We start from the raw sequence: 17,634 nt of genomic DNA, 5'->3' as shown, positions 1-17,634 counted from the left end.
CCCCTTTTTTGTGGAACGCTCCTGCGCGGGCTGCTTACCGCTCCTGCGCTGCGCCCGCGCCGGCTTGGGCATGCTCCAGCGCCGGGTCGAGCTGCAACCAGCCGGTGAGCAGCCCACCGATCATCGAGCTGAGCGCCAGGCCTGCCAGCACCGGCCCGGCTCCCCAACGGTGCAGCAGCCCCGGCAACGTGAAGGCGGCGAGCACCGCACCGGCTTTGCCTGCGGCAGCCGCAAGGCCCGCCCCCTGGCCGCGCTGGGCCATTGGGAACACTTCCCCCGCCAGCAGATAGGTGGTGGCATTGGGGCCGGCGTTGGTCGTGAACAGGAACAGTCCCATCCCGGCGATCACCAGGCTGGGGGCCTGCACCGCGCTTCTGCAGCCCCACGCCGCCAGCGCCAGCCCGGCGGCGCAGCCTGCGAAGCCGGCCACCTGCAGCCCGATTCGCCCCCACCGATCCACCAGCACGATCGCCAGGCCGATCCCGGCCACGAACAGCCCATCGGCGGCGGTGGCCCAGCCCAGGCTGTGCTGTGCAACGCCGCCCTCCACCAGGAGCTGCGGCAGGAAGATGCCCACCCCGTAGGTGCTGATGTCCTGCACAAACCAGGGCAGCCCGGCCAGCAGCAGGGGGCGGAGCAACGGGGGCGCCAACGGGCTGGCCGATTCCCCGTCTCCAGCGGCGTGGCGCTGGAGAGAACCCGGCGGTCGCCAGCCTGGGCTTTCCGGCACCCCCAGCCGCGCCCAGGTGAGCAGCAGCACCGGCAGCACCGGCAAGAGATAAAGGCTGCGCCAGCCCAGCTGCCCCGTGCCACCGCCAGCGGCCAGCAGCAACCCCAGCAGGCTGCCGCTCAGTGCCCCTACGGCCTGGCAGCCGAAGGCGCCCAGCACCAGCGGGCCGCGCCAGGGCGCCGGTAACTGCTCGGAGATCACCAGATGGCCGGTGGGGTAGTCGGCGCCGAGCGCCAGCCCGATCACCAGCAACGCCGCCACCAGACAGGTCACATTCGGACTGGCGGCGGCCCCCAGCAGTCCCGCCAGCAGCAGCAACAACTCGGCCAGGAACACCGGCCGACGGCCCCAGCGGTCGGCCAGGGTGCCCAGAAGGGGCGCGCCTACGAGGATGCCGATCAGCGGTGCGGCCGCCAGCAGACCTGCCGGGTCAGTGGCCGGCGCCAGCTCCCGTTGCACCAGCGGCAGGCTGATGCCCCCCATGAACACCACCAGCCCTTCCAGGTATTTGCCGGCGGCGGTGAGGGCCCAGATCCGCCAGTCCGCAGCCGTGAGGGTGGGCCTGCCGCCAGAGATCACGGGCCCGGCGCCGGCGCCCAGGGCGGAACCGCTGGGGTGACCAGCCAGGCCTCCTGGCGGGCGCGGGTGAGGGCGGTGTACAGCAGGCGCCCATCCCAGCGCTCACTCCTGGGCAGCAGCACCACCACCTCCTGGTATTGGCTGCCCTGCGACTTATGGATCGTGAGCGCCAGGGCCGGTTCCGCGCCCGGCAGGCGGGCGGGATGGAGCAACCGGGGGCCGGCCGTGTCGTCGCCGAACAGCAGCAGGGTGTCGCGTCCCTGCCGCACCACCACGCCCACATCGCCATTGGCCAGGTTCTGTTCCGCCAGGTTGCGGCTGCACAGCACCGGCGTGCCGAGCGGCCAGGCTGCCGCGCCCCGCTCGGCGGCCTCTCCCAACAGGCGGCGGTGCAGGGCCTCCACCCCCCAGTTGCCGCTGCGTACGGGCGTGAGCAGCACGCAGGCCTCCAGCTCGTTCAGCAGCGCCTGGGCCGTCGCCGGTTGGCTGGGATCGAAGGCCGCTGCCAGCGCGCCCAGCCGTTCCTGATGGGCGCGCAGCCGCCCCAGCGGTGCTTCGGGCAGCCGCGGCGGCTCGCAGCGCAGCCAGTGCAGGTTGTCGCGGGGGGTCAGTGCGGCAAGGCTTCGCTGCAGCCGGGCACCGGCGCCGTTGCGCAGCTGGGCGGCCACGGCGGCGATCGCCCCTTCGTTGCGGTAGGGCGTGGCCAGTTGCACCATCGCGTCCCCCAGGGAGGCCCGGCGGTGGTCCCCTTCAAGGGCGATCAGCACGGCGCCGGGGCTCACCGGCGGCAACTGGGCGGGATCGCCCACCAGCAGCAGTTGGGCCTGCTGCGGCAGGGCGTCGAGCACGGCCGCCATCAGCGCCAGATCCAGCATCGACACCTCATCGATCACCAGAAGATCGAGGGCGAGCGGGTGGCGGTGGTTGCGGGCGAAGCCATCGCCGCGGCTTTCCAGCAAGCGGTGCAAGGTGGTGCAGGGCAGGGCCATGCAGCGTTCGGCCAGGTCGTCGGGCAGGCGGTCCCCGCGTTCACGGATCGCCTGCCGCAGCCGCGTGGCGGCCTTGCCGGTGGGGGCCGCCAGGTGCACGCGCAGGTCGGGGCGGGCCTCCAGCGCCGCGGCCAGCATCTGCACCACCGTGGTGGTTTTGCCGGTGCCCGGACCACCGCCGAGCAGCACCAGCCGCTGGGAGAGCAGGGCCTCCACCGCCCGCACTTGCTGAGCATCGAGCGCTCCGCGGCGGCAGGCCACATCGCGCAGGCGTTGGCGATGCTCTAGCGGCAGCGCTGGCTCCAGCGGGCTCAGGGCCCGTTGCCGCAGCTGGGCCAGCACGTCATCGAGCTGGTCGCGCCAACGGCGCCAGGCCAGGCCACCGGCCGCCGTGTGCACCAGCGGCGCCGGGCCCGCCTGCGGTGGTTCCCGGCCAACGTCGAGCAGGGGCGAGCGCTCCAGCGCCGCCCGGTGGCCCTCCGGCCAGAGGCCGGCGGCCAAGCTCTCTGTTCCGATCCCTTCCGGCGCTGGTCCAGCGAGCGGCAGCTCCAGCTCGCCGCGCTGCACCGCCAGCGCCAGCGCTAGGATCAGCTCCTCCACCAACGGATCGCGCTCCACCCTATAGAGGCGGGGCAAGGCTTCGGCCAGGGCCATCCCCAGCGTCCAGCCGGGGCTGGCCGCCGTGCCCGGTGCCCCTCCCGCGGGTTGCGTCATGGCTGACCCTCCCGCAGGGCGGCGTCAAGGGCCAGCAGCCGGCCGGGATCAGCCGCTTCCACGAACATTCCCGGCACCGCCGCTCCGGGGCCGCCCGCCGGCGCCTGCTCTCCCGGCACCCCGCGCAGGAACACGTAGACGTAGCCACCCAGGTGCCGCTCGGGGGTGTAGTTGGGCAGGCGCCAGCGCAGGTAGCGGTGCAACGCCACCAGGTACAGGTGGGCCTGGAGCGGGTAGTGATTCGCTGCCATCAGCGCCGCCATCGCCTCCGGGCTGTAGTGCAACGGACCGCAGGCCAGCGGCTGGCCGTGCTCGCCGCGCTCACCCAGCCAGTTGCTCTTCCAGTCGGCCACCCACCAGCGCACCTCACCAGCGCCATCGGGAGCTGCGCCTGGAGCGGTGAACACCAGATCGATCGAGCCGGTGAGAAAACCGCGGCTGGCGACCGGCAGCAGCTCCAGCTGGCTGGCGTAGGCAGCGCCGAAGGCCCCGCTGGGGTGCTCGCGGAATGGCGCTGCCAGCCCGGCGGCGCGCACCAGCGGCTGGCTCTGGATGCCCTGCTCTGCCTGGGTGGCCAGGGGCAGGTCGAAGTTCATTTCGTTGAGCCGCCGTGTCAGCGGTAGATCGGCCAGGCAGAAGCCACCCAGGGCGCCGCCCATCGGGGTGAGGCGCAGCTGCTCAAGGCCCGCCAGCACGGCATCACGTTGCTCCACGCCGATGCCGGCCCGCTCCAGCTCCAGCTCCACCAGGGCGGCGGTGGCGGGATCGGCAATGGCACAGCGTTGATGGTCGACCTGCTCGAGGATGCGGTGCAGGCAATCGCCGGCGCCGGCCCCCCTCGGGAAATCCTGCAGCGGTCCGTGGGCGGTTGGGTCGGGGCTGGCTGCAACGGAGCTGGCGCTGGCCGCCGCTTCGATCAGAGGGGCGGCCGCCGGCGCCTCGATCGGTGGGGCAGCGGTGTTCGCATCGGTTTCCCGGCCTTCTTCGAGCGCCGCTGGAGCCAGTGCCCCGCCGCTGCTGCTGTGCGTCCAGCTGGAGTAGCTGCTGCGCCCCCAGTTGCCATCAAGCAGCCGCTGCGGCACCGGGCCGGTGCACAAGCTGCCGCAGCGGGGCGGGTGCTGCCAGCGCCCCGCTGCGGCAGCCTCCGCCGGCAGCTGGATCCAGCTCAGACCACTCAGGGCGTCGCCTGGGCCCAAGGCCAAGGCGCTGGGGTCGTCGTCGCCGGGTTCGCCCAGGGGCTGACCGGGGAACAGCCAGGGCCGCAGTGGATTGGCCGCCTGGCCCTTGGCGGGGCCGTAGACGAGCACCAGCAACTGCATGGCCCGGGTCAGCGCCACATAGGCCAGCCGCTCGGCCTCCTGTGCCCCAGCCAGGTGGGTCTGCTGCCGCGCCTCAAGGCCCACGCCCCAGCGGGGGTCCAGGGAAATGTCAAGGCTGGGGCCCGCGGCACCGGGGGGCGTCCAGCGCACGCCAGGGTTGCTGCTGCCTGGCTGGGGCGCCTGCCAGAGGTAGGGACAGATCACCACGGGGAACTCCAACCCCTTGCTGCGGTGCACCGTCACCACCCGCACGGCCGATTCCACCGCATCGCTGTGGGGCTGATGCCGTTCCGGCGGGTCGTTGGGCGGATGGCGGCGGCGGCGACGCAACCAGTCGGCGGCGGCCACCGCCCCCAGCTGCTCGTTGTGCATCTGCTCCTGCACCAGCTCGGCGCATTGCTGCAGATCGGCGAGCACCCTGCCGCTTTGCGAGAGGCGCCCCAGCCCCTCGCCATCCAACAGCTCGGCGAGCACCCCCAGCAGGCCCCGCGGCCCCAGCCCTTCCGCCAGCCGGGCCAGGCGGCCGGCCAGGGCATCCCAGTCGGCTGGGCTGGCGGCGGCGAGGCGCCGGGGACTCCAGCCCAGCAGGGGGGAGGCGGCCAGCAGCCGTTGGCGCGGGCCGCTGGCAGGCTCCGCCAGGGCATCGAGCAGGCGTTGCAGGGCGGCGGCCCCTTCGCTTTCGAACACATCGCCCTTGCTCACCAGCCGGCTGGCGATGCCCCGTTCCTCCAGGGCCCGGCGCAGGGCGTCGGCCTGGGAGTGGCGGCTCACCAGCAGGCAGATGTCGCCCGGCTCCAGGGCACGCTGCTCGCCGTGTTCCCGTACCTCAACGCCGCGCTGCAGCAGATCGAGTGTCAGCGCGCCGATCTGATCGGGCAGGGTCTTCTCCAGCTCGGTTTTGCTGGGCAGCTTCGCCCCGGTGGCGGCGGATCCGGGCTCCGGCCCCAGCCACAGCAGTTGCAGCGACGCCTGGCCCGGTGGCAGTCGCAACTGCAGCAGTTGGTTCTGCGGTTGGGCCACCACGGCGGGCACGTCCAGGCCGGTGCGCACCAGCCCCCGGGCCATCAAGCGGTTGAGCGCGGCCACCAGGGGCCCGGAGGCGCGGAAGTTGTGGCGCATGCCGCGGATGGAGGGAGCCCCCGCCAGCTGCCGCGCCGCCAGGTAGGTGTCGAGATCGCCGCCACGGAAGCGGTAGATCGCCTGTTTGGGGTCCCCCACGATCACCAGCAGATGGCGGCTGATGTCACCGGCAGGAGCGAAGGCCTGTCTCAATGTGCGCCACTGGATCGGGTCGGTGTCCTGGAATTCATCGATCAGGGCCGCCCGGTAGCGGCGGCGCAGCGCCTCGATCAGTGCGGGGCGCTCGGTGCCGGACGGGCCCGGATCAAGGCCCCGCAGCAGCTCCCCGTAGCTGATCCGCCCGGCCCGCTGCCGCCGGCTGCGCAGTTCCCCAGCCCCCCAGTGGCAGAAATGGGCCAGCACGGCTTCGGCGGGGCCATCCACCAACGCGGCCACCGCTTCCAGCAGCGGCCGCTGCGGCAACGACACCGGTGGGGTTTCGAACGCCTGAGCGACCTTCGTGAAGGCACCGGGATGGAAGTAGTCGGGCAGCCAGGTGTGCTTGTGGATGTGCAAGTCGGCGTAGGAGCCGGGATCGGGCTGGGCGGCGAGCCAGGCCGTCAGCTCCTCGACCCGATTCGTTCTGGGTTTGCCGGCGTAGGGCGTTATGGCGCTGGTCCCCAGCGCCTTCCATTGCTTGGCGCTGGCACAGAACGCCTGCTCCAGCGCTTCCCCCTTCGCCGCCCACAACGGCTTGAACCGTTCCCAGACCTCGCTCCAGAAGCCAGTGAGCTGCCCCTGCAGCGGCGCCTCGGCCTGCCAGCCGTCCGGCAGGGGCGGGGGCGTCAGCGCCGCATCACCTTCCAGCTGCTGGAGCAGGCCGGCGAGGCTGGCCGGGGTCACCTTGGCCCGTTTCAGCCCTTGCAGCAGGTGCAGCGGCAGGGGCAGCACCTGGCTGTGCCAGTAGTCGTGGACGACCTGTTCGGCGAGTTCGGCCCCTTCCGTTTCCACCTCCAGCTGCGGGCCCAGGCCCGCCTCCAGCGCCTGGCGCCGCAGGTTGCGGTGGCAGAAGCCGTGGATCGTGGTGATGTCGGCGGCATCGAGCTCTTCGAGGGCCAGCAGCAGCCGGGCCCGCAGCTGGGGCACGTTGGTGTCGGTGGGCCATTGCTCCAGCCAGCCGGCCAGCACCGCGTCCATGGCGGGGCGGTCGGCGGCGGGCGTCTGCAGTGTGTCAAGCGCCTCCAGGGCCTGCTGAAACCGCCGGCCGATCCGGTCACGCAGCTCCGCCGCCGCCGCTTCGGTGAAGGTCACCACCAGCAGCTCCCGCACCGCCAGGGGCTGCTCCTCCAGGTGTGGCTCCGTGACCAGGCGCAACACCAGATGGGCCAGGGCAAAGGTTTTGCCGGTGCCCGCACTGGCCTCAAGCAGTCGCAGGCCGGCGCTGAGCGGCAGGGCATTGGCATCGAACTCCTGCAGCGGCCCATCGGCTGGGTTCGAGCGTGGCTCTCGCTGGCTGTTGGCCTGGCTCAGGGTTTGGCTCATGGCTGCACCTGCGCGTCCAGCAGCGGCGTCCACAGCGCTAGCGCCAGGCCGCAGACATCGCCGAAGCGTCCCGCCAGCAGGTCGGCGGCGGGGGTGCCGCCGCCGAAGGCCAGCGCCAGCGGCGCCTCCTCCCGTTCCGCCATGGCGAACAGCCCCCCCTCCCAGGCGCTGCTGGCGGCGCCGGCACCGCTTCCGGCTTTTTTCCATTCCGCCAACGCATAGGCGTAACCCATGGCCGGTGGCACCGGCCAGCAACGCAGGTGGTGCTCCTGGCGCCACTGGAGCAGGCCGTTGAGGTGTTGCTCCGCCACAACAGGCGCTGGCGCCACCCAGACGCCCACCAGCTGGAAAGCCTCCTTCTCGCGGGCGATCAGGCGTGCTTCCCTGGGCGCGGCTCCGGCGGCGGCGGCCAGCAGCAGTTCCAGCCACAGGCCGAGGCGGTCGCAAGGGCGGGGACGCGCTAGCCGCACATGCACCAGCGCGTCGCCGTGAACCATGACCTCAGTGGCCAGCGCCCGCAGGGCTGTGCGGGCCTCGCCCGGTTGCCAACGCAACGCCAGGGGCCGCGGCGGGCCCAGGTCTGCCAGCACCTGCTGCAGGGTGTCCCAGCGGTCCGTCAATGTCTGAACCTCCAGGGCCCCGGCGCCCAGCGGCGGCAGCACCCCGCGCCCCTGTGCCAGCAGGCGCCAATCGGGGGCAGGCAGGGGAGTGTGCTGCGCTGCTGTCAGCCCCGCCGATTGCGCCGCTGACAGCGCGCTGGTCTGCCGTTCATGCTCCTGACGCAGCAGCCAGGCCCGCTGCCGTTCATCGAGCTCGAGGGCTTCGAGGTCATCGAGCGGTTCCACCCACTCCTTGGGCCGAAGGCCCAGCTCCTTCAGCCATTGCGCCTGGGGCGCCAGCAGCCAGTCACGCAGGTCGCTCCAGGGATCAAGGCCGGCCTCGTCCCCGCCAGCCAACTCTCGCGTCCGTGCCTCCGCCACACCGCTGGCCGGCGGCTCGGCCGGCTCCTGCAGGGCCAGCGGCAGGGCCGGTGCCACGGCTGCGGCGCCATCGAGCTGCTGGCGCGCCAGCAGGTGGCGCCGGTCGCAGCTGGCCGGTGGCCGCTCGCCTGTGGCCAGGAAGTTGGCGCGCTCCAGCGGGTTGGCGGCATGGTGCACCACCAGCCGCTGCGCCAGCGGCTCCCCCAGCTCCGCCTTCAGCAGCTCCAGCCACTGGCGCACGGCGGTGGCCGGTGGCATCTCCTCCCCTTTGCGCTCCTCGCGGCTGGTCCAGGCAATGAGCAGATGGTCGCGGGCTGACAGCAACGCCTCCATCAACACGTAGCGGTCCTGGTCGGCGGGATGGGGATCACCGAGCCGCCGTTCCCGTTCCATCAGGTCGAAGCCGGGGCGCTGCCGTTGCCGCGGAAACACCTCGGCGTCGAGGCCCATCAGCACGATCACCCGGTGCGGAATGGCCCGCATCGGTTCCAGGGCGCTGATCGTGAGGGCGCCGCTGCGGTGGCCGAAGCGGCCGCTGTCGCTTGTGAGGCGCTCCTCCAGCACCGCGGCCACCACCGGCGCGCCGATCGGCAGCGGGCAGCGGGCGGCGCTGGCTTGCCAATCGGCAATGGCGGCACGAATCGCCTGCAACTCCCAGGCCCGCTCTCCCCCCTCGCCGAACAGCTCCGGCAGCAGCTCGGCCAGCTGGCTGCCCCAGGCGACGGCGCTGCGCGGCCGGCCCAGCCCGTCGAGCACGCGCTGCAGCTCGATGAGCAGCCTGATCCAGCGCGCCTGGCGCTCCACGCTGCCCCCCAGCGCCTGCGGGGCGGTGAGGCCCACGGCCACGCCCGGTTGGTCGGCCAGCACCTGACCCAGCAGCAGCCTGTCGATGGCCCAACGCAGGCTGTGGGTGGGATCGCCGCCGCGGGCGGCGCCATCGAGGCCCCAGCGGAAGCCGGTGGCCTGCAGCGCGGCATTCAAGGCGGCGGGTTCGTCAGCTTCCAGATCGAAGTGGGCCTGCAGGGCGCCGTTCTCCAGCAGGGCCTCGAGCGCGGAAGCGGTGAGCCGCTCCCCGCCCAGGCGCAAGAGTTGCAGCAGGGCCCCGCCGATGCTGGCGTCGCCTTGCTGGCTGCGGTCGGTCAGCCGCCAGGGGAGGACCACCCCGGTGGCGCCGCTGTCGCCGAACACTGAACCCAGCAATGGCGCCAGCCGCTCCACCTGGGGGGTCATCACCAGGATGTGGCGTGGTTCGAGGCTGGGGTCCTCGGCCAGCAGCTGCAGCAACCGGTCGCGCACGATCTGCACCTGGCGCAGCCGCCCCGGACAGGGGTGAAACTCCAGCGAGTGGTCCCCGGGCGCCAGCGTCAGGGTGGGCCAGGCGTCCGCCTCCACCAGCTGCTGCTGCAGTTGCTCCAGCAAGTTGGGCGGCCGCAGCCCTTGATGCTCAGCGGCACTGGCGGGCAGCAGGAAGAGGTCGCGGGTTTCCTCGGCGGCCAGTTGCGTGTCGCCGGTGCCCTCCAGCAGTTGCTGGAATTCGCCGCCGAGCCGCCCGAAGCGGGCTTCGAGCCCGGGCGTGCGCGCCAGCCAGTCGAGGTCGTGGGGATCGGCCAGTTCGATCGCCCCACCGAGGCTGCGGCGCCGGTCGCTGCAGCGCTGCCAGAGGTCACGGCAGGGGGTGAGCAGATAGAGATCCACCGGCACCACCGAAGCGAGCGCCTGCAGCAGGTGCACCTGCACCGGCGCAGCACTGCTCAGGCCGAACAGCCGCAGCGAACCCTGGAGGCCATCGAGGCAGGCGGTGCCGCCACGCAACCGCTCGATCGCCGTGAGCACCTTGAGGCCAAAGGGCGGCCGGCCGAGGCGGTCGTGCAGCTGGCGGAACAGACGCGGTTGCCAGAGCTGATCGGCCGGCAGCGGCTGGCCGCGGGCGTCCTGGTCGTGGCCGTGGCACCAGGCGGCCACCATCGACGGCCGGTAGAGGCTGAGGTCGTCGAAGCTGTCGGCGATCGCCCGGCCCAGTTGCCACAGGGGCAGGTCGAGGGCCGGTCGTTGGCCATGGCCGCGCTGCTCCAGCCAGCGGGCCAGCAGGGCGGCGTCCGGGCCGGCGGCCAGGGCGGGCAGCAGCTCCAGCAGTGGCCACACCAGCTCGGTGGCCCGCCAGGGATCGCCGCCCGCGGCGCCTTCGCCGAGCAAGCCGTCCACGGTTTGGCGCAGCTCGCTGGTAAGGAAGGGAAAGCGCAGGTTGGCGGCGATGCCACCGAGCTCCACGGCCAGTTGCTCACCCAGCCAGCGGCTGGTGGGCCAGGTGTTCACCACCACCCGCACGGTTTCGAACGGCCCGGGCGGGTCGTGAAGCAGCTGCAGAGCAAGCAGGGCGGCCAGCTGTTCAGCGCGGTTGCTGCGGAAAACGCTCAGCACGGCGCGGCCGGTGGGCTGGTCAGGAGGAGCCGAGCGCGGCCCGGCTGGGCCGGGCCCGCTGCGATTGACCGGTGCCGGGCACAGAGATCGTGGCGCCGCTTTCGGGGCAGTAGGCGGTGAGGCTGCCGCCGTAGCAGGCGCCAGTGTCGATCATCACGATGCGGTTGAGGCGGCGCAGCGTCGGTGCTGGTGTGTGACCGATCACCACATCACCGAAGCGGCCGTCGTAGGCCTGCCAGAACGGCAGACGAATGCCGAGATCCGGCGCCCAGGTGTGGGGGTTGAAGCCGGCATGGGTGGCCAGCCAGCCCTCGGCTGCGTAGGTGAGCGGCAGGGTGTCGAGGCGCTCCTGCCACAGGCGGCAGCGGGAATCGCCGAGCTGGCGGTAGGTTTCGCAGCCCGCCAGGGCCGGGTTGCGCAGCCAGCTGCCCCGGCCGAGCGCCTCCAGCAGCCGTTGTTCGTGGTTTCCGCGCAGCCACACGGCGCGGCCTTCCTGCACGAGGCTCCAGGCCAGTTGCATCGCCCGCTCGATCTGGGGCCCACGGTTGATCACATCGCCGCAGAGCACGAGCCGATCGCCGGTGGGCAGCCGTTCCAGCAGGGACTGCAGGGCATCGGCGCAGCCATGCACGTCACCGATCACCCAGTGACGGGAAGGCTGCGAAGGGGGAAGCATGCAAAGAATGCGTTAACAACAGTCTCGCCCGGCGCGCATGAATCTGTCAGCCCCCCCAGCAAAAACTGCCTTCGGGCGCTGATACGGTCCGGCAGGCGTCGTTGCGGGCCCATGAATCCAGCCTCCCTCCCCCCATCGCAGAAGGTGAAGGCGCTGGTGAAGGCGCTCAACGGCGCCAAACGCACCAACGAAGCCCTGGCGCGTTGCCAGGACGGGGACGAAATGATCGAGGTGCTGCTGGGAGCCTCCGCCAAGCTCGGCCTCGGCCTCACCCGCGAGGACCTGCTCTCCACCCCACCGATCCGCGACTGGATCTGGTGGAAAAACAAAGAAGCGCTGCTCACGATCGGAGACAACCGCCCGCGCTACCAACAGGACGTGCGGCCGACCCCTCAGGCGCCGGCGGCAGAGGGCGCCGACGGCGAGAAGCGCAAGCGCTTTTTCGGCCTGTTCTGAAGGCGGTGCCAGCGGGCGGGCCCCTTGGCCTCAGCGGTCACGGCGCGGGCTGCGAGGGAGGTGCGGTCTGATCCGGCGCGGCGCGGGCTTGGCGCCTACCTGGTCTTGTCGGGCCTGGAGTGGCGGGACATGACGCTGGGCTCGGGGCGCGGACACTGCCTTGAGGGTGCGAACGAACCACGGGTCCCCTATCCAGGTCCCCTACCCAGGTGACACAACCACGTTTCGCCGCAAGGTCCGCCGCACCCAAGATCCGCACCAAGCGATCAACGCTCCACCGGATCTACCGATTCTTTACAGGAGATTCGCTTCATTATTCGCCCGTTGCCACCACTTCAGCTGACAAAGTGGGCAGCCAAGCCATGACAGCGATTCAACACTTGACTCCCACCAACCTCCACTGGCAGGAGAACGGAGAACTCCATCCCGACGATCTGGAGTGCCTCCGGGATCGCTGGCTGGCCGACGCTGCCCTGGATTCCCGCCAGCACCACCACCTCGCTGGTTGGGTGCAGCACAAGACCAAAGCCCCGCTTCGCCGCGGCTGAGTCCGCCCTGGCTGCGCCAGGTATCTGGGGCCTGTTCAGGCAGAGGCCAAGGGGTCGGGAATGGTGGCTGAGGGGGCAGAGAAGCTGCCCTTGGCCACGAATTCCAGCCTCAATTTGAGGAATTCGATGAATTTCGGATCGGTGGATACCACCGCCGCTGCTGGCTTGGGCACGCCGCTGCCCATGGCCTGCAGGTCAGCGGCCTCCAGAAAGGCGGGCCGCAGCACCAGCCAGAAGTCGATCGGCTGGTTGCGCTCGGCGTAGTAGCGGCGGCGTTCGCGCAGCACTTCCTCCAGCGGCTCCTCCACGGTCAGAAACGCTTCGCTGGCGGCCACGAAGTGATAAGTGAGAGGCGCAGGCAGGGTCATGGATCGATCGAGCCGAACAGGGGATCGCGGCGTGGATTCTGAACCAGCGCCTTCATCTGGCGGACCGCCTCCTGCAGACCCACGGCCAGAGCCCTCGCCACGATCGTGTGGCCGATGTTCAGCTCCTCCATTCCTTCGATGGCCGCCACCCGCTCCACGTTCTGATATGTGAGCCCATGCCCGGCATTCACCCGCAACCCCAGGCTGCGGGCCACGTGGCTGCCTTCGGTGAGGCGCGCCAGCTCCAGCGGTTGATCGGCCCAGCTGGCCTCGGCATAGGCGCCGGTGTGCAGCTCCACCCAGCGGGCGCCACTGGCGGCGCAGGCCTCCAGTTGGGCGCTGTCGGGGTCAATGAACAAACTCACGGGAATCCCCGCCGCCTGCAACCGGCCCACCAGAGGCCCCAGGCTGGCGGCCTGGGCCCGCACGTCGAGCCCACCCTCGGTGGTCACCTCCTCCCGCTTCTCGGGCACCAGCGTCACCATGTCGGGGTGGATGCGCAGGGCGATCGCCTCCATCTCGGCCGTGGCGGCCATTTCCAGGTTGAGGCGTGAGCGCACGGTGGCGCGCAGCAGCTCCAGATCGCGCGGCTGGATGTGCCGCTGGTCTTCCCGCAGGTGCACGGTGATGCCGTCGGCGCCACCAAGCTCAGCCAGCAGGGCCATGGTCACGGGGTCGGGTTCCACGGCGCGGCGGGCCTGGCGAACATTTGCGATGTGATCGATGTTGACGCCAAGGCTGGCCATGGCAAAACCGGGAGGTTCCTGGATCCTATGGATCTCCTCCAGGGCGCTGCTCTCTGGCCGCAGCGGCAACTGCCCGTTCCCTTCGGCGTTGCGCTGCTGTGACTCTTAGCTTGCAGTCACCTTCAGCGGTGGGCGGTGACAGCGCAGTCGCAGCAGCAGATCGAGCCGGAGAGCACGGCCCGCCCGCCCGCCGCAGCCGCGCCACCGTCTGCCGCGCCCGCACCAGCTGCGCCCACCCCTGCTGTCACACCGGCATTGATGCGCCGCGAGCGGCGCCTCTGTAACGGCATCAGCCCTTGGTTGGCTCCCCTGGCCATGGCCTTCACCCAGGATCTGGCCCTGCCGTTCCAGTTCCGCCGCATCCAGGTGCTGGGCCGCCAGCACCTGCCCAGGGAGGGCGCCGTGCTGCTGGCCCCCACGCACCGGGCCCGCTGGGACGCGCTGGTGCTGCCCCATGCGGCCGGCCGGCGCGTCACCGGCCGCGACTGCCGCTTCATGGTGACCCGCACCGAGATGCAAGGCCTGCAGGGCTGGTTCCTGCATCGCCTCGGTTGCTTCCCGGTGGACCAGAGCCGCCCCGGCACCACGCCGCTGCGGTATGCGGTGGATCTGCTGGCGGCGGGCCAGCAACTCGTGGTGTTCCCCGAGGGTCACATCCGCCGTGAGGACGGCCCGATCCGCTTGCACCAGGGGCTGGCCCGGCTGGCGGGGCTGGCGGCAGGGCAGGGGGTGGCCGTGAATGTGGTGCCCGTCGGCATCGCCTATCGGCAAGGCCGGGGGCTTGGCCGGGATGAGGCCGCGGTGTGCTTCGAGGCGCCGCTCACGGTGGAGAACCAGAGCCGTGCGGCGGTCAAGGGCCTCAACACCCAACTGGCGGCGGCGATGCAATCAGCTGAGGAAGCGGCCCGCGTGGCGGTCGGGAGGCCGATGCCTGCCGCCTAGAGTTCGGCCGCCTTTTGTGAAGCAGCCGTGCGTCGGCCCCACGTCGCCCTTGGGCTTGCCCTGTCACTCGCTCTTCTCCCCTTCGGTGCCACCCAGCCTGCTCAGGCTCAGCCCGCTCAGGCTCAGCCCCAGGTGCAGCCAGAGCCCCCGAAAGTGCTTGAAGCCTCCGGCACCGGCTTCAATCTCACGGCCGTGAGGGGATTTCTCACCCGTGGCGATGCGGCCGTGGCCCGGGGGGATCTCGCCAGTGCCCGCAAGGATTACGACCTTGCCCGTGATGCCAGCCGCCGCCTGCTCGGCTTCTACCGCGACCTGAGCGGCTCCTTCCGCGGCCTTGATGCCCGCATCCCGCGCGAGATGGATCAGAAGGCCCGGGAGGCGCTTGAGATCTATGCCCAGGCCAACCTGCGCCTGGCCGCACTGCTGCGCCGTCAGGGGCAGCCTGAGGTGGCCGTGCCGCTGCTGGTGGAAGTGGTGAAGGTGATGACCCCCGCGCGCGAAGAGGGCCGCAAGGCCTATCAGAGCCTGCTGGAGCTCGGCTTCGCCATCACTCCGTACACGGCGGGCACCGAAGCCCCTGCAACCCCGCGCTGATTTCGGCAGATCCGCAACGCTGACTTCTAGATTTCCGCCACAGGTGACGACGGATTCTTCATGGTGTTACCGGATCAGGTCAGGGCAGCGATCCAGGGATCCCTCCCGGATGCCGAGGTGGAGGTGGAAGATCTCACCGGTGGTGGCGATCACCTGCAGGTGAAGGTGGTGTCGTCCGCCTTCGAGGGGCTCAGCCGCATTCGCCAGCACCAGCTGGTGTACGGAGCCCTGCGCAGCGAGCTGGCCAGTGAAGCCATTCACGCCCTGGCGCTGCAGACCTCCGCACCGGCCTGACGGCACCCATCGCTCTGACGGCTCCCATTGGCGCCTCGCGCCCCTTCATCCCTGCATTGATCCAGCCACCGCTTCACCGTCTCTTTTTTACCCCCCGCATTTCCATGGAATCCGCCACGCAGCAACGCCTTGAAGCCCTCGTCAACAGCGCTCCGGTGCTGGTGTTCATGAAGGGGAACAAGCTCATGCCCCAATGCGGCTTCTCCAACAACGTGGTTCAGATTCTCAATGCGCTCGGAGTGCCTTTTGAAACTTTCGATGTGCTCTCCGATCCGGAGGTGCGCCAGGGCATCAAGGAACTCTCTGATTGGCCCACCATTCCTCAGGTGTACGTGAACGGCGAATTCATCGGCGGCTCCGACATCCTCATTGAGATGTACAACTCCGGCGAACTGCGCGAGAAGCTCGCCGTGGCGTTGGCCTCCTGAATCCGCTGGTGTTTGTTGCAGCCCGGCAAAACCGCCAGTTTGCCCATTCGCGCCTTGCCGGGCACGGACGGACATCTTGTCTGGCGATCAGTTGCGGCTGTTTTCGAACAATGTGCTCATGTCGCCGTTGGGCCCCACGAAGGAAGATGGATCCATGATCCAGCGATCGGTGATCTCCTCCAGCCGCCGTTGCGTGAGCGGGTCAAGGATGGCCGTGCGCCGTAGGGCGTGCAGGTAGCCATCGGCGTAAAGCCGCAGCTCGCTCTGGCTGTGGAAGCGGCTGGCCAGATCTTGGCAGGCGTCGCAAAGCGACTGAAAGTGACGAATGGCTTCGGGATTCTGGAGCGAGGTCATGGGGAGATCAGTGGCAGGAGCCGGTCGCCAGCACAGCCAGTGTCACCAGTGACCTTCTCCCTCTGCAGCTAGCCTAGGAGCGCGTACGCGGTCGCGAGTGGAACTCACGCCCAATCAGAATCCAAACCCAGCAAAGACTGAGGGATCGGTTGGCGTCGATCGCCGCGGACCCGCAACCAGTGCTCTCAAACGCATCCTGGTGGTCGACCCCCATCCCACCCTGCGCACGGTGCTGGCCCAGCGCCTGCGCCAGGACGGCCACCTGGCTGCCGCGGTGGCCACAGCCACAGAAGCGCTGCAGCTCTGTGAAGACCAGATGCCCGATCTGCTGGTGAGCGCCGAATTGCTGGAGGAAAGCTCAGCCCTGCGCCTGGCGGCCCATCTGCGTTGTCCGGTGATGGTGCTCACGGCCCGCACCGGCGCCGATCCAGTGGTGTCCCTGCTGGATGCCGGCGCCGACGACGTGCTGCGCAAACCCTTCGGCCTCGAGGAGCTGGCGGCCCGCAGCCGCAGCCTGCTCAGGCGCAGTGGCAACGGCCTGCAGGAGCGGGTGTGTGTGGGCCCCTTGGAGGTGCATCTGCTGCTCCGCCAGGTCACCCTGCACGACCAGCCGGTGGAGTTGAGCCCACGCGAATTCGCCCTGCTCTGCGCTCTGCTGATGCCGCCGGGCATGGTGCGCAGCCGCCAGGAACTGTTGCGGATGGCCTGGCCGCCGTTCAGTGGCGGCCCCCGCTCGGTGGACACCCAGGTGCTCACCTTGCGCCGCAAGCTGGAGCTGGCGGGTCTCGGCGAAGGTGGTGGCATCGAAACCGTGCGCCAGCAGGGCTATCGCTTCAGTTTGGAAACCCTGCCGGAGGCCAACGACATGCCGCCTGCAGCATCCACCACGCCGCTGCGGCAGTCCACCAGCGCCAACTGAACGTCCAGTGCCGGGCTTTGAGGCTGGAGTGCTCGGCAGGAGCCTTCAGCCTCCGGCACGGCACGCTCAGCCACCAGAACGTTCAGCCACCAGAACGCTCAGACCCTGGCGCCAAGCGCGAAGGCCGCGGCTTCACCGAGCAGCATGGTCACGCTCAGGCCCGCCAGGGTCCAGTAGGTCCACGCTGGGGTGATCCTGCCCACCCCAGACAGCTTCAGGCCGGTGGCCTGCTGCACCCGCTCAAGGAAGTCAGGGAAGCGCGCCACCCGTTGCGGCAGCAGGTAGCGGCTGGAGCCGGGGCCCTTGAGGTAGTAGACGGTGCCGCCCTGGCTGGTGCCGATCGGCATCAGCCCGTGGATCTGCTCCCAGCGCAGGCTCCAGCCACGCCGCAGCCACCAACGGCACCAGCCGGGGTAGGTGACGCGCACCCCTTCGCCATCAAGCTGCACCTGCTCGCTCAGCAGGGCGCTCACCAGCAGAAAGCCCAGCGGCAAGGCCACCAGGCAGAAGGCACGCAGGCCTGGTGGTGCCATCACTGGCAGGGGCAGCACCAAGGCGAGATAGAGGGCCAGCAGGGTGAACCGGATCAGTGGAGCCAGCGGATAGGCGTGATGCTCGCTGGCGGGAGGTTCAGCAGAAGGGGGCGTCATGGCTGAACAGCTGGGGAAGGGCCGGGCGATCAGGCGGGTTGGCCCCCACCGGCGCCGAACACCTGGCGCTCCTTGCCTTTCCAGAAGGCACCAAGGCGCATCAGATCGGTGTGGGCGTCCTGCACCCGTTGGAGGTAGTCCTCGGGGGTCATGGAATCTTTTTCCTCACGCAGCTTGCTGAGCCGCAACTGCATCAGCAGCCAGGGCTTGGTGAGCATGCCCTGCTGCTCCAGGTAGCGCGCCAGATCCTCAGAACTGGGGGAGGGCACGGCGGCCATGAAGAGTTGTTGCGAATTGACACAATCTTAGGCGGACAGGCGCTGGCCTGC

At 70.3% G+C, this 17,634-nt stretch carries 17 protein-coding genes; 7 read left to right on the top strand and 10 right to left on the bottom strand.

Going from position 1 to position 17,634, the window contains the following annotated elements:
- Positions 1–34: 34 nt before the first annotated feature.
- Genes KBY97_RS01645 through KBY97_RS01625 form a run of 5 tightly spaced genes read right to left on the bottom strand, consistent with a single transcriptional unit; the run spans position 35 to position 11,006 of the window.
- Complete coding sequence (locus tag KBY97_RS01645) at positions 35–1,309, bottom strand: MFS transporter (RefSeq protein ID WP_255144895.1); 1,275 nt, start codon at positions 1,307–1,309, stop codon at positions 35–37.
- Complete coding sequence (locus KBY97_RS01640; RefSeq protein ID WP_255144893.1) at positions 1,306–3,012, bottom strand: AAA family ATPase; 1,707 nt, start codon at positions 3,010–3,012, stop codon at positions 1,306–1,308. Before KBY97_RS01640 ends, KBY97_RS01645 begins: the two co-directional genes overlap by 4 nt.
- Positions 3,009–6,932, bottom strand: coding sequence for a UvrD-helicase domain-containing protein (locus KBY97_RS01635; RefSeq protein WP_255144892.1), 3,924 nt, complete (start codon positions 6,930–6,932; stop codon positions 3,009–3,011). Before KBY97_RS01635 ends, KBY97_RS01640 begins: the two co-directional genes overlap by 4 nt.
- Positions 6,929–10,330, bottom strand: coding sequence for an exodeoxyribonuclease V subunit gamma (locus tag KBY97_RS01630; protein ID WP_255144891.1), 3,402 nt, complete (start codon positions 10,328–10,330; stop codon positions 6,929–6,931). Before KBY97_RS01630 ends, KBY97_RS01635 begins: the two co-directional genes overlap by 4 nt.
- Positions 10,331–10,349: 19 nt before the next feature.
- On the bottom strand, positions 10,350–11,006 hold the full coding sequence (locus KBY97_RS01625) for a metallophosphoesterase (RefSeq protein ID WP_255144890.1): 657 nt from the start codon (positions 11,004–11,006) through the stop codon (positions 10,350–10,352).
- Between the two features lie 111 nt (positions 11,007–11,117).
- Here KBY97_RS01625 and KBY97_RS01620 point away from each other — a divergent pair, with 111 nt between their 5' ends.
- Positions 11,118–11,462, top strand: a complete 345-nt coding sequence (locus KBY97_RS01620; protein WP_255144889.1) for a hypothetical protein — start codon at positions 11,118–11,120, stop codon at positions 11,460–11,462.
- Between the two features lie 380 nt (positions 11,463–11,842).
- Complete coding sequence (locus KBY97_RS01615; RefSeq protein ID WP_255144888.1) at positions 11,843–12,010, top strand: hypothetical protein; 168 nt, start codon at positions 11,843–11,845, stop codon at positions 12,008–12,010.
- Positions 12,011–12,045: 35 nt separating this feature from the next.
- Here the strand turns inward: KBY97_RS01615 and KBY97_RS01610 are convergent, their stop codons facing one another.
- Both KBY97_RS01610 and KBY97_RS01605 read right to left on the bottom strand, forming a co-directional pair.
- On the bottom strand, positions 12,046–12,378 hold the full coding sequence (locus KBY97_RS01610; protein WP_255144887.1) for an MgPME-cyclase complex family protein: 333 nt from the start codon (positions 12,376–12,378) through the stop codon (positions 12,046–12,048).
- On the bottom strand, positions 12,375–13,124 hold the full coding sequence (locus tag KBY97_RS01605) for a pyridoxine 5'-phosphate synthase (protein ID WP_255144886.1): 750 nt from the start codon (positions 13,122–13,124) through the stop codon (positions 12,375–12,377). The genes KBY97_RS01610 and KBY97_RS01605 overlap by 4 nt, the downstream gene beginning before the upstream one ends.
- Positions 13,125–13,382: 258 nt before the next feature.
- On the opposite strand from KBY97_RS01605, the gene KBY97_RS01600 reads away from it, so the two are divergent.
- The 4 genes from KBY97_RS01600 (at position 13,383) to grxD (ending at position 15,382) form a co-directional block, all read left to right on the top strand.
- The gene (locus tag KBY97_RS01600; RefSeq protein ID WP_255144970.1) at positions 13,383–14,066 is read left to right on the top strand and encodes a 1-acyl-sn-glycerol-3-phosphate acyltransferase; all 684 of its coding nucleotides are present in this window, start codon (positions 13,383–13,385) and stop codon (positions 14,064–14,066) included.
- A 27-nt stretch (positions 14,067–14,093) separates the two neighbouring features.
- A complete protein-coding gene (locus KBY97_RS01595; protein ID WP_399217084.1) occupies positions 14,094–14,660 on the top strand; it encodes a hypothetical protein in 567 nt (188 codons plus the stop codon).
- Positions 14,661–14,720: 60 nt separating this feature from the next.
- Positions 14,721–14,954: a BolA family protein gene (locus KBY97_RS01590; protein ID WP_255144884.1), complete on the top strand. Its 234-nt coding sequence runs from the start codon at positions 14,721–14,723 to the stop codon at positions 14,952–14,954.
- Positions 14,955–15,058: 104 nt separating this feature from the next.
- Positions 15,059–15,382: a Grx4 family monothiol glutaredoxin gene (gene grxD / locus KBY97_RS01585; protein WP_255144883.1), complete on the top strand. Its 324-nt coding sequence runs from the start codon at positions 15,059–15,061 to the stop codon at positions 15,380–15,382.
- An 87-nt stretch (positions 15,383–15,469) separates the two neighbouring features.
- Here the strand turns inward: grxD and KBY97_RS01580 are convergent, their stop codons facing one another.
- Positions 15,470–15,736, bottom strand: coding sequence for a DUF6761 family protein (locus tag KBY97_RS01580; protein WP_255144881.1), 267 nt, complete (start codon positions 15,734–15,736; stop codon positions 15,470–15,472).
- 193 nt (positions 15,737–15,929) lie between these two features.
- Here KBY97_RS01580 and KBY97_RS01575 point away from each other — a divergent pair, with 193 nt between their 5' ends.
- Complete coding sequence (locus KBY97_RS01575; RefSeq protein WP_255144969.1) at positions 15,930–16,655, top strand: response regulator transcription factor; 726 nt, start codon at positions 15,930–15,932, stop codon at positions 16,653–16,655.
- 98 nt (positions 16,656–16,753) lie between these two features.
- Here the strand turns inward: KBY97_RS01575 and KBY97_RS01570 are convergent, their stop codons facing one another.
- Both KBY97_RS01570 and KBY97_RS01565 read right to left on the bottom strand, forming a co-directional pair.
- Complete coding sequence (locus KBY97_RS01570; protein ID WP_255144880.1) at positions 16,754–17,305, bottom strand: hypothetical protein; 552 nt, start codon at positions 17,303–17,305, stop codon at positions 16,754–16,756.
- A gap of 29 nt (positions 17,306–17,334) precedes the next feature.
- Positions 17,335–17,583: a hypothetical protein gene (locus tag KBY97_RS01565; protein ID WP_255144879.1), complete on the bottom strand. Its 249-nt coding sequence runs from the start codon at positions 17,581–17,583 to the stop codon at positions 17,335–17,337.
- Between the last annotated feature and the right edge of the window lie 51 nt (positions 17,584–17,634).

This window comes from Synechococcus sp. ATX 2A4 (assembly GCF_024346375.1).
Classification (GTDB): domain Bacteria; phylum Cyanobacteriota; class Cyanobacteriia; order PCC-6307; family Cyanobiaceae; genus MW101C3.
This window is presented reverse-complemented; position numbering and strand designations above follow the sequence as displayed.